6 protein-coding genes are annotated in these 12,634 nt (G+C 62.5%); all 6 read right to left on the bottom strand.

The annotated features are described in order from the left end of the window. Positions 1 to 1,206, bottom strand: a complete 1,206-nt coding sequence (locus ACLBKR_RS13520) for a vWA domain-containing protein (protein WP_414899429.1) — start codon at positions 1,204 to 1,206, stop codon at positions 1 to 3. Positions 1,207 to 1,389: 183 nt separating this feature from the next. Beyond that, positions 1,390 to 2,268 (bottom strand): transglutaminase-like domain-containing protein, encoded by an 879-nt coding sequence (locus ACLBKR_RS13515; RefSeq protein WP_112828733.1) that lies wholly within the window; start codon positions 2,266 to 2,268, stop codon positions 1,390 to 1,392. Between the two features lie 4 nt (positions 2,269 to 2,272). Beyond that, complete coding sequence (locus tag ACLBKR_RS13510) at positions 2,273 to 4,681, bottom strand: circularly permuted type 2 ATP-grasp protein (RefSeq protein ID WP_112828732.1); 2,409 nt, start codon at positions 4,679 to 4,681, stop codon at positions 2,273 to 2,275. A gap of 8 nt (positions 4,682 to 4,689) precedes the next feature. Next, positions 4,690 to 8,016: a DUF2126 domain-containing protein gene (locus ACLBKR_RS13505; RefSeq protein WP_112828731.1), complete on the bottom strand. Its 3,327-nt coding sequence runs from the start codon at positions 8,014 to 8,016 to the stop codon at positions 4,690 to 4,692. A 149-nt stretch (positions 8,017 to 8,165) separates the two neighbouring features. Continuing rightward, positions 8,166 to 9,593: a mannose-1-phosphate guanylyltransferase/mannose-6-phosphate isomerase gene (locus ACLBKR_RS13500; RefSeq protein WP_113424492.1), complete on the bottom strand. Its 1,428-nt coding sequence runs from the start codon at positions 9,591 to 9,593 to the stop codon at positions 8,166 to 8,168. A gap of 395 nt (positions 9,594 to 9,988) precedes the next feature. Then, positions 9,989 to 12,622 carry a magnesium-translocating P-type ATPase gene (gene mgtA / locus ACLBKR_RS13495; RefSeq protein ID WP_113466599.1) on the bottom strand — a complete coding sequence of 878 codons (2,634 nt, stop codon included), beginning with the start codon at positions 12,620 to 12,622 and terminating at the stop codon, positions 9,989 to 9,991. Between the last annotated feature and the right edge of the window lie 12 nt (positions 12,623 to 12,634).

The raw sequence follows: 12,634 nt of genomic DNA, 5'->3' as shown, positions 1-12,634 counted from the left end.
TCAATTCGTGAGGCGGGTGGTCATGTCGGCCGCCTTCTTGCCGATTTCCTGGAAGGCGCTGACCAGCGTGTCCATGTCTTCCGGCTCGAAGTAATAGTCGGCGGCGCTGGCGCAATAGCTCAGCAGGGATTTCCCCTTGTCGGGCGCCATGAAGGCGACGGTGAAGATCTTGATGCCGTCGGTCTTTGCCAGGTCGCAATAGCTCCGGACCTGGCTGTCGATGGATGCGTTCCAACTGGAGCCCGTTCCGGTCATTTCGCCGTCGGTCATCAGCAGGATGTAACGCTCGAACTTCTTGTTGTCCTTGGCTGCTTGCGCGTTCGCTTCGGTGGCGTTTGCCGCCTTCAGCGCATCATAAGCGACTTTCATGGCGCCGCTTGCGTTGGTGCCTCCGGTTGGCACGGAAGGCAGCGCGCTGACATAGGCTGCGGCCGATGTCGTGCCCCAGGCGATGGCGGAGGGGGACTGGGTCGTGTCGTTGTAGGACACGGCGCCGACACGAACGCCTTCCGCGTCGGGATCGGCCTCGTTGAGCGTGGTGAAGAGGACGCCGGCGGCGGTCTTCAAAGCATCGATCTTGCGCACGTAGCAGGGCTTCGTGGGCTTGATGTAATTCTTCTGCCCCTGCTTCACGTCCTTGTAGGCCCAGTTCGATGCGGTGTAGTTCACGCAGGAGGTCTGCGTCGTGTCGACCGTATCGGTCACGAAAGACATGGAACCCGAACGGTCAAGAGCCAGATACATCGACAGCGCACTTTGCGTTTCGGATGTGCTCTCGGCCTTGCTGGTCACAGACACCCGCATGCTCTCGCGGCCGAGCAGGCGGGTGAAGGCATTCATCGGGACGTCGTAATATCCCGAGACAGTGACGTCGTAGACATTGCTGGAGCCGCTGCTGCCGGTCGTGCGCTGGACGATCGCCGTGGTATCTTCCCCAAGCTCGTCGGACGTGCCGCTCTGGGTTTCGTCCTCTGTGGCATTGTCGGAGCCGGCGGTATTGGCAAACTGTGCCGCCATGAACCTGCGGGCGCGCTCGATCGCCTGTTCGTCCGTCAGGCTGTTATCGCTCGCCAGGGCCGATGCCGCGGAAAGGGCGGCGGAGTCGGCCGCATCCTGAAGGGCTGCCTTGACCTGTATCACTTTGGTCATGTCCATCGCGAGACCTGCGACGGCGAGCGTGACGGGCAGCAATATCGCCGTCATCATGCCGAAGTTTCCGCTGCGTTCCATCATGAACCGGCGGAAACAGGCGTGCTTTCTTATGGTACCGGGCATCATATCCATCCATGCAAGGGAGCACCTTGACCGTCGGGATATCTGAAAAAACTGATGTTCGGTTTAAAAGGGACGCTAGAATTTTAGCATTCGGCCCATTGGCTGCGCGCGCGGCTATTTCACGGGCACGACATCGACGGACTGGGCGGTCTGGTGGGTGCCATAGCTTTTCAGGACGCCGATGACGGGGGCGACATCCGAATAATCGCGGCCATAGGCGACCACGACATGATCGCTGCTGACGGCGATGTTGTTGGTCGGATCGAGTTCGATCCAGCCCGTGGTCTCGCCGCACCAGATCCGGACCCATGCATGCATGGCGTCCGCCCCTTCGAGTCGTTCCTTGCCCGGCGGCGGTATCGTTCGCAGGAAGCCGCTGACATAGCCGGCGGGAATGCCGAGGCTTCTCAGCGCAATAATCATGACGTGGGCGAAATCCTGGCAGACACCGCGCTTCAGGGCAAAGGCTTCGGCGGGCGTCGTGTCGACGGTGGTCGCGCTCGAATCATATTTGAAGTCGGCATGGATCCGCGCGCAGATCTTTTCCGCGATCTGGTGAACCGTCAGGCCGGACTTCAGATCCTTGCGGGCATAGGCGGCGATTTCCGGCACCTCGCCCAGGCGGGGACTGGCGCCGAGAAAGTGATGCGGGGAGCCCGGCTCGGCGGACCAGTAGTCCGCAAGTTCTTCCGGCAATTTCTCGAGAAGAGGGGAAAAGTCGGCCGTCAGCGGCTGCGGCTGCACCATGACGCGCGCCTGCATGCGGATGTCCAGCTTCTCGTGGGGCGCCCTCAGCATGATGTAGGTTGCCGGGTGGTGGAAAAAATCGGTGAAATTGGAGGTCTCGTCCGGATGCGGCTCGATTTTGACCGAGCCCGCGACCAGCCTCTGGCGTTCGGGCAGGGACAGGGGCAGGAGGCGCAGGATGTGATGGGACCCGGAAGCGGGAACGTCGTAGATGTAACCGATATGGAGCGTCAGGTCGTAGAGCATCGGTCTATCCGAGATAGGTGTTCGCAAGGATGTCGGACAGTTTTTCGAGCTCGCGCTCAAGGGTCGAATAGACTTCCGGCGTCATCGTCTCCGGCGTCATCACCGCGAGGCCGGAATGAAGCCGCATCGCTTCCCGGTAAAGCGGCGACATCTGGCCGTTGACGAAGGCGTTCGGCAATTGCTCCAGTTCGATGCGGATTTCGTTGAGCTGGAAGAGAATGGATCGCGGGTTGAGAGGATCGAGCGCCAGAAGGTCGGTGACTGTCAGCTTCGCCGTGTTGACGTTGTAGCGGCGGCGATGGGTCATCACGTTGTCGCCGATCTCCAGCAGCATGTCGAGCGCGCCGTCGGGAGCCTCGTCGGCGGTCATGTGGCCTAGAAGCCGGGTCATGTGCAGGCCGCGTTCGAGGAAGCGACCGACGGTCAGGAAGCGCCAGCCGGTGAAGCGGTACATGTTTTCGTGCACCAGACCGGCAAAGCCCGCGAGCTTGCGCAGGAGGATGGTCATCGCATGGGCCGCGTCGTCGCCGTGCCGGACGGTATCGTGGAAGCGCCGCGCGGTCTTCGCGAGATCGTTCAGCGCCAGCCAGCCATCGGGTGAAAAGCGGTCGCGGATGTTGCTTGCCGAATAGACGGCGCTGTCAATGTTGCGCATCATGCTTTCCGGGACGCCGTGTTTCATGTCGACGTCGAGATGCGAGAGGTAGCGCGTCACATAGGCCAGAAGCGGCTGTTTCGGGTCGGCGGATTCGGCAAAACGTCCATGCCAGGCGCGCAGAATGCGCAATGCGCCTTCGGCCCGTTCGATATAGCGGCCGAGCCAGTAGAGATTGTCGGCTGCGCGGCTCGGCAGGCTGCCCGGCATGTTGCGGGTGAAGCTTTCCTCCGCCGGCAGAAGCGAGGTGCGGTCGACCGGCTTTCCGGACACAATCCACACATCCGCCGCGCTGCCGCCCGATTGCATGGCGATGGCCGCGACGTCGTTGCTGCTGCCGATGCGGGCGAAGCCGCCGGGCATGATCTGCCAGCCATCGCGGGTGCGGGCGGCATAGACGCGCAGGCTCATCGGCCGCGGCGTGAGCTGGCCATCGACGAATGCCGGGGTGGTCGAGAGGGTGACGACTTCCTGTCCGACGAGCTTGCCGCCCTCGACCTCGAGGCGTTCCAGCATGGCCTTGCGCTGGGGCTTGGACAGCGAGGCGCCGAGTTGCGAGCGGCCGCTGTCATCGAAGAAGGGAAGCCGTGAATAGGCCGGGCCGATGACCATGCGGTCGAGGTTGCGGGCAACCTGTTCGCGTTCGGACTTCTGGCCGCACCACCATGTGGCGATCGAGGGGAGCGCCAGATCCTCGCCGAGCAGGTGGCGACAGATGGTCGGCATGAAGGCCAGCAGCGCGCGCGTTTCCAGAACGCCGGAGCCGAGCGCATTGACGAAGGTCACGGCGCCGTTGCGCAGCGCCTGCACCATGCCCGGCGTGCCGATATGGGAATTCTGGTCAAGTTCGAGAGGATCGGCATAGGCCGCATCCAGGCGGCGCCACAGAACACTGATCGGCTTCAGCCCGGCGACGGTGCGCACCATGACGCGGCCGTTGACGACGGCCAGGTCCTCGCCCTCCAGCAACATGATGCCGAGATAGCGGGCGATATAGGCGTGTTCGAAATAGGTCTCGTTGGCCGGGCCGGGCGACAGGACGGCGATGCGGTCGTCGGAATGCTGCTTGCGCGACTGAAGCGCGTCACGGAAGGCCCCGAAGAAGGAGGCGAGCCGGTGAACATGGGTTTCCGCATAGATGTCGGAGAAGGCGCGGGTGGTCGCGACGCGGTTTTCCAGCGCAAAGCCGGCACCCGACGGCGCCTGGGTGCGGTCGGCCAGCACCCACCAGTTTCCATCAGGTCCGCGACCGATCTCGAAGGAACAGAAATGGAGATAGTGTCCGCCGGCCGGCTTGATGCCGACCAGGGGACGCAGGAATTCCGGATTGGCGGCGATGAGCTGCGGCGGGAGGAAGCCTTCCTGCACCAGCCGGTTGTCGTTGTAGATGTCGGAGACCACGGCTTCCAGCAGGTTGGCGCGCTGCACCAGACCTTCGGCCAGCACCTGCCATTCCTTCTCGTCGATCAGGACCGGGATGTGGGAAAAGGGCCAGGCCCGCTCGCTCGAGCCGTTTGCGCCATAGGCCCGGTAAAAGACGCCAGCATCCCGCAGGTAGCGGTCGGCACGGGCGAAGCGTTCGTGCAGTTCATGTTCGGACAACTGGTCTATGGCATTGACGAACGGCTGCCAGACCGGACGAATGGCGCCGTTATTATCCAGCATCTCGTCGGCCGCGCCCGGCAATGCCCGATAACTCACGCTTCGCGCCTCGCTGATTTCGTCTTCCAGCTTTTCCGCCACCGTCGGGTTTGTCATATCCTCTTTCACATGCCCTGGGGTCTTCTCAGATCCAATGTATGCGGAAATTCGGGTGCCACGCTTTCCGGCCACAAGGGATAACTGCCCGCTGTATGGCCCCAAGGCTCGAAACGCGCAAGCCGTCTGGCTTCCGCTTCATTGCCGTTCACAGGGAAGGTGTCGTAGCTTCTGCCGCCGGGATGGGCCACATGATACACGCACCCGCCGATCGAACGGCCGGACCATGTATCATAAATATCAAATGTTAGCGGTGTGTTGACCGGCAGGACGGGGTGCAGACCTGAGGCCGGCTGCCATGCCTTGTAACGCACGCCGGCGACAGCAACGCCATTGGTCCGGGTCGGGGTGAGGGGCACGCGGCGACCGTTGCAGGCAACCGCAAAACGGGCCGGATTGGGCGTGTCGAGCTTCACCTGCAGCCGTTCCACCGACGAATCGACGTAACGCACGGTGCCGCCGATCGCGCCCTGCTCGCCCATGACATGCCAGGGCTCCAGCGCTTGGCGCAGTTCCAGCCGCGAATCGCCGTATTCCACCTCGCCATAGAAGGGGAAGCGGAATTCGAGCTGGGCCTCGAACCATTCCGGCTTGAAGTCGAAGCCGTTGTCACGCAGGTCGGCGAGCACTTCCAGGAAATCCTGCCAGACGTAATAGGGCAGCATGAAACGGTCGTGCAGCGCCGTTCCCCAGCGGACGAAATTGCCGGTGATCGGATTCTTCCAGAAGCGGGCGATGAGCGCGCGGATGAGCAGTTGCTGGGCAAGCGACATGCGCGCATTCGGCGGCATTTCGAAGCCGCGGAACTCGACGAGGCCGAGGCGGCCGGTCGGTCCATCGGGCGAAAACAGCTTGTCGATACAGATTTCCGAGCGGTGCGTGTTGCCGGTGACATCGATCAGCAGGTTGCGGAACAGCCGGTCGACCAGCCACGGCAGAGGCGGCAACTGGCCATTGCCCGGCAACGGGATCTGGGCAAGGGCGATTTCGAGCTCATAGAGGCTGTCGTGGCGCGCCTCGTCGATGCGCGGAGCCTGGCTGGTCGGGCCGATGAACAGGCCCGAAAACAGGTAGGACAGCGAGGGGTGGCGCTGCCAGTGCAGGACAAGGCTTTTCAGGAGATCCGGCCGGCGCAGGAAGGGGCTGTCATTGGTCGTTGCGCCGCCGACGACGACGTGGTTGCCGCCGCCGGTGCCGGTGTGCCGTCCGTCGATCATGAACTTGTCGGCGCCGAGGCGTGCCTGCCGCGCTTCCTCGTAGATCGCGGTGGTGGTGTCGATGCAGTCCTGCCAGTTATAGGCGGGGTGGATGTTGACCTCGATGACGCCCGGATCGGGGGCGACGCGGATGACGTTCAGGCGTTCGTCGTGCGGCGGCGTGTAGCCTTCGATGTGGATCGGCAGGTTCAGGGAAGCGGCGGCGCGTTCGGCGGAGGCGAGAAGGTCGAGATATTCCTCAAGCGCTGCCGTTGGCGGCATGAAGACGCAAAGCCGGCCGTCGCGGACCTCCACCGAGATTGCGGTGCGGACACGTCCGCCAATCTCCTCGTAGGATTGCGGCATGCGGGTCTGCTGGGCGATGTCCGGCTGGAAGGAGTGTTCCGGCATGCCGCGGCCCTTTTCCGTCGAGAAATCGGGCAGCGGCGGTTTCTCCACCGTTGGATCGACCGGATTGATATAGGGATACCAGGACGGCGAGATGTAGGGCAGGGAGTTCAACGGCAGGCGGAAGCCGACCGGGCTGTCGCCGGGAATGAGATAGAGACGGCCGCGCCGGGTGCGCCATTTCTCGCTGACCCAGGTGCGGCCGGAAACGCGCGCCTGCCAGGCCTGCACCGGCAGGACGTAGCCCGCAGGCGTCGTCAGTCCGTTGGAGAAGACCTTGGCAATGCGGTTGCGCTCTTCGGGGTCCTTGAGTTTCGAGTTGGACGGGTCGACGTTTTCCGGAAGGTTCGCTTCCTTGACGATCCACTCCGCCGGATCTTCATAAGCCGCCACGACGTTTTCAGGCTGGATGTCCAGTTCGACGGCGATTGCCTGCAGAAGGCGCGAGGCGTCCTCGTGGGTGACCTTGTGGTCGCGGCTTTCGACGGCGATCAGGTCGGGGTTCTTCCACACCGGCAGGCCGTCGCGACGCCAGTAGAGCGAGAAGGTCCAGCGCGGCAGGCTTTCGCCGGGATACCATTTGCCCTGGCCATAGTGAAGGAAACCGCCCGGCGCGAATCGCTGTCGCAGACGGCGGATGAGGTCGTCCGCCTTCTGTCGCTTGGTGGGGCCCACGGCTGCCGTGTTCCATTCGTCGGACTGGAAATCGTCGATCGAGACGAAGGTCGGCTCACCGCCCATGGTGAGCCGCACGTCGCCGGCGAGCAAGGCACGGTCGACCTTCTGGCCAAGCGCATTCAGCGCATCCCAGCTTTCGTCGGAGAAAGGCTTGGTGATGCGCGGGTGTTCGGAAACGCGCTTCACCTGCATGTCGAAGGCAAATTCCGTCTTGGCCTCGCCAAAATAGCCGCCGGAGATGGGGGCGGCGTTCTTGTAGTGCGGCGTTGCCGCAAGCGGTATGTGGCTTTCGCCGGTCAGGAGACCGGAGGTGGGGTCGAGGCCGATCCAGCCTGCACCGGGAATATAGACTTCCGCCCAGGCATGGAGATCGGTGAAGTCCACCTCCGTGCCCGAAGGACCGTCCAGCGCCTTCAGATCCGGCGTGAGCTGGATCAGGTAACCGGAGACGAAGCGTGCGGCGAGACCGAGGCGGCGCAGGATCTGGACAAGCAGCCAGCTCGTATCGCGGCAGGAGCCCCTGGCGAGCGTCAGCGTCTCGTCCGGCGTCTGGACGCCGGGCTCCATGCGGATGACATAGCCGATTTCCTGCTGCAGGCGGGCGTTCAGGCCGACCACCATGTCCACCGTGCCCTGGCCGGGCGTCTTGTCTATGGTTTTCATGAAGGCATCGAGCGCCGGGCAATCCGGTTCGGGCGTCATGTAGATCGCGAGATCCTCGCGGATATCGGCCGGATATCGGAAGGGCCACTTCACCGCTTCTTCCTCGGTGAAGAAGTCGAAGGGGTTGTAGACCGTCATGTCGGCAACGAGGTCGACCTCGATCTTGAACTCCGTCACCGGATCGGGAAAGACGAAGCGGGCGAGATAGTTGCCGTAGGGATCCTGCTGCAGGTTCACGAAATGATTGGCCGGCGTCACCTTCAGCGAATGGCTGAGTACCTTGGTGCGCGAGTGGGCGGCGGGTTTCAGGCGGATGATCTGCGGCCCTAGCCTCACCGGTTTGTCGTAAAGATAATGGGTGAGGTGATAGATGCTGGCCTTGATCGACATTCGTGCTGCTTGCCCTGTTCCCTTATCGATCCCGTTTTCCGGGTTAAAATCAATCTTGTGCAATGCAGCGCCATAAAGCAAGCAGGCCCCGGACGCTTATGTGTCCGGGGCCTGCGTTTTTTGCAGATGTCATATTTTAGCTACGGCTTTCAACTCCGGCCGAATTCATCGACAAGACGAATGATGTCGTCCTCGCCGAGATAGGAGCCCGTCTGGATCTCGATCATTTCGAGCTGGATCTTGCCGGGATTGGCAAGCCGGTGCACGGAGCCCTGCGGAATGTAGATCGACTGGTTTTCGTGCAGGATCGTCACCTTGTCGTCGATCGTGACTTCCGCGGCGCCGCGAACGCATACCCAGTGTTCGGCGCGATGATGATGCTTCTGCAGCGAGAGCTTCTTGCCCGGATGGACGAAAAGCCGCTTCACCTGGAAACGTTCGCCGTTGAGTACCGAGGTATAGCCGCCCCAGGGTCGGAACGAGGTCGGATGGTTTTCCGTCAGGTTGGCGGTTTCCTTGCGCGACGCAAGGAGCTTCACGAGATCGCCGACCTTCTGGCTTTCGTCGAGACGTCCGACATAGACGGCGTCCTCGCTGGCGATGACGGCGACGCCGTCCATGCCCTGCACGGCGATGTGGCTGTCGCGGGACATGACGAGCGAGTTGCGGGTGTCGACCACGGTGGCATTGCCGTGAACGACGTTGCCATCCTTATCCGGAGCGCCGATCTTCCAGACGGCATCCCAGCTGCCGAGGTCCGACCAGGTGATCGCGGCAGGCACGACGACGGTGTTCGGCGTCTTTTCCATCACCGCATAGTCGATGGAAATGCTCGGGCTCTGGACAAAGGCCTCCTTGTCGAGGCGGGTGAAGTCCAGATCCTTTGCCGCAGCCCGGACCGAGGCCTTCGCGGCGGCCAGGACGTCGGGAGCGAATTTTTCCAGCTCGGCAACGATCTGTTTTGCGGTGAAGACGAACATGCCGGAATTCCAGTAGAAGTTGCCGGCCTCCAGCATCTTCTCCGCGATTTCGGCTTTCGGTTTCTCGACGAAACGCTTGACGGCAAAAGCGCCGTCGCCGATTTCCTTGCCAAGCTCGATGTAGCCGTAACCGGTCGCGGGTTCGGTCGGCGTGATGCCGAAAGTCACGATCTTGCCGACCTTCGCCGCCTTGGCGGCGGCCCTGACACAGTTCACATAGGTATCGTCGACGACGATGTCGTGGTCGGATGGGAGAATCTGGAGAATGGCGTCTTCGCCATAGAGATCCGCGACGGCGACAGCGGCGGCGGCAACCGCGGCGGCGGTGTTGCGCGCTTCCGGCTCCAGCAGGATGCCGGAGAGCTGCGCATCCAGTTCGCGCGCCTGTTCCGCGACGAGGAAACGGAATTCCTCGTTGGTGATGACGATTGCGGGTTCGTAGAGATCGGTATCCCCGACGCGAAGCAGCGTGCCCTGAAACAGGGTCTTGTCACCGATGAAACGGATGAACTGCTTGGCCGCGGCCGCTCGGGACAGCGGCCACAGGCGCGTTCCCTTTCCACCGGCCATGATGACGGGTACGATCTTCGAGGTCATGTCTGCTCTGCCTTTCGGTTGGGCGCTTTTGGCGGTGCGAAAGGCAGTGCTCAGAAGGGATATTTACGCGTATGCGCTCGTCCTCCCGCTGCCTGCGACGCTTCGCCTTGCATCGATATGGCTTGTTGCATTTTTTGCCCGGTTCTCCAAGTCCACAGACCGTCCGGCCCAATGGACCAGGGAGCGAAGACGGCCATGTCCGGGCCTGTGCTTGAGGGAGAGGGCGTCACATCCGGCAAGGCTGTCCTGTCGGATACGGTGATCTCATAGGAAAAGCTGACGGAAACGACGCGCATGGGACGACATTTTCCAGTTGAATAGGTTCACAATCCCGCTCAAACGTTCTTCCGGACCGTTTGTTCCGAAGAAAAATAAAAAAAGTTCAGCGGTCGTTTTTATCGCCCCTGGCGGTGGTTCCGCCCATCAAGGCCGGTTCTCCGGCTGTGCCGCTTCCAGTGAAAGAAGCGGTCGTGCGATCTCTTGAAGAACCAGTGCTTGGCGATTTCCGTTGTGACCAGATAAGCGCAAGTGATCGTCGCGAGGCCGGCCAGAACCCCGAGGGGCAGGTGCACGAAGCCGAACCAGTCCGCCCCGGGAATATAGGGCAGAAGGATCGCAAGCGCCGACACCGCCAGCGTCGACAACAGCAGCCAGCGACCGGGGAGGCTCCTGAAGAAAGGTGCCTTCGTGCGGATGATGAGGACCGTCGAGAGCTGGGTGACCAGCGATTCCACGAACCACCCCGTCTGGAAAATCGCGGCCTGTTCCCCGGTCAGCGCCAGCAGGAGGCCGAAGGTCAGGAAGTCGAACAACGTGCTGATGAGGCCGAAGACGATCATGAAGCGCTGGACATAGGCGATGTTCCAGCGTTGCGGATGCATGACTGCCTCGGGATCGACATTGTCGCTGGCAATCGCCATCGAGGGAATGTCGGCGAGGAAGTTGTTGAGCAGGATCTGCTTGGCGAGCAGCGGCTGGAACGGCAGCAGGAAGGATGCGAAGGACATGCTAATCATATTGCCGAAATTGGAACTGATGGCGCTCGATACGTATTTCATCGTGTTGGCGAAGGTCTTGCGGCCGGTGTCTATGCCTTCCAGCAGCACGTCGAGGCTTTTGTCGACCAGCACCATGTCTGCGGCCTGCTGGGCGACGTCTGCGGCCCCTTCGACGGAAATGCCGATGTCCGCCTCATGCAGGGCGGGCGCATCGTTGATACCGTCTCCGAGATAGCCGACAACATGGCCCCTGCCGCGAAGGGCGGCGACGATGCGCTGTTTCTGGTTCGGGTCGATCTCGACGAAGAGATCCGTATGCACGGCCCGCGCGGCCAGGGCCTCATCGGTCAGCTTCGGCAACTCTTCGCCGGTCAGGATATGGCTGGACGGCAGCCCGATCGCGCGGGCGAGGTGGGCGGCGACAAAACGGTTGTCGCCCGTGATGACCTTGACCTTCACGCCGCGGCGGGTCATGGCGGCCAGTGTTTCGGCGATGCCGCTCTTTGGCGGATCGCTGAAGAGCAGGAAGCCGGCGAAGGCGAGATCCGTCTCGTCGCCATGACCGTAGCGCTCGCGGGCCGGAGAGAACCGGCGAATGGCGAGGCCGAGCACGCGAAAGCCCTCGTCGCTCCACTGAGCGTAGCGGCGGGCAAGCGTCGCACGGGTATCTTCGTCGAGCGCCTGCAACGCGCCTGCGTGAATGAAATGGGTCGAAACCTCCAGAATGTTGGCAAGCGCCCCTTTCGCGATCAGCAGGTCGCCATCGTCGTCGCGAACGATCACCGAGAGCCGCTTGCGAACGAAATCATAGGGAATCTCACCGACCTTGGAGGAGGGGTCCGTGTGAATAGCCGCGGCTGCTGCGGCCTTGCCGATGGCATCGTCGAGCGGGTTGGCCATGCCGTTCTGGAGGCGGGCGTTGAGACTGGCGAGCCGGAGCAGTCCTTCGGGTGCGCCGTCCAGCGGTCCCTCGACCCTGTCCAGGTTGACGACGCCTTCGGTGAGCGTTCCGGTCTTGTCGGTGCACAGCAGGTTCATGCTGCCGAGGTTTTCGATGGACGCGAGCCGGCGTACGATGACGCCGCCGGCGGCCATGCGGCGGGCACCGCTCGACAGCGTGAGGCTGACGATTGCAGGCAGCAATTCGGGCGTGATGCCGACGGCAATCGCCAGCGAAAAGAGGAGAGAATCGACCAGAGGGCGTTGAAGCAGGACGTTTCCGGCGAAGATCACCACCACCATGATGAGTGCCACGCGCGTCATCAGATAGCCGAACTGGCGGATGCCGCGGGCGAAATCGGTTTCCGGCGTTTCCTCCTGCAGGTGGGCGGTGATCCTGCCGATTTCGGTTTCGATCCCGGTCTCGACGACGACGGCCTCTCCCATGCCGCTGCGCACGGATGCCCCGGTGAAAAGCATGCCGGTGCGGTTGGCCAGCGCCGTTTCGGCGGCAAGCTCTCCCGGCCGCTTCTCGACCGGGAAGGTCTCCCCCGTGAGCGCGGACTGGCTGACGAAGAGGTCCGTCGCGGACATCAGGATGGCATCGGCCGGGATGAGGTCGCCGGCGGAGACCGCGATGACGTCGCCCGGCACCACATCGGCCGCGGCGATCGATACGAATTGTCCGTCGCGGCGAACGCGGGCCTTGAAGCCGATCCGCTCCTTCAGTTTCTCGACGGCGACGGAGGCGGAATATTCCTGGTAGAAGCTCAAGATGCAACTGGCGAGAACGATCAGCGATATGATGATGGCTTCGCGCCATTCACCGACCACGATCGATATCGCCGCGGCGGCCACGAGGATCAGCACCAGCGGGCTTTCGAACTGGGAGAGGAATATGCGCAGGCCGCTCCAGCGGCTTTCGTCCTTCACGGTGTTCGGGCCGAAATGCCGCAGCCGTTCGGCGGCTTCAGTACTTGTCAGACCCTCCCTTCGGGAATGAAGCTGAGCGAGCAGTTCGTCGAGCGTCAGGCTCCAGTAGGCAGTCCGATGTGAGGCGTCGTTTACAGAGTTGCCGGGGGTGAGGGACATGTGCGGCTTCTT

It is taken from the genome of Paenirhizobium cremeum, from assembly GCF_047553425.1.
GTDB classification, from domain to species: Bacteria; Pseudomonadota; Alphaproteobacteria; order Rhizobiales; family Rhizobiaceae; genus Allorhizobium; species Allorhizobium cremeum.
Note: the sequence above shows the minus strand (reverse complement) of the source record. Positions and strands in the feature narration are given on the sequence as shown.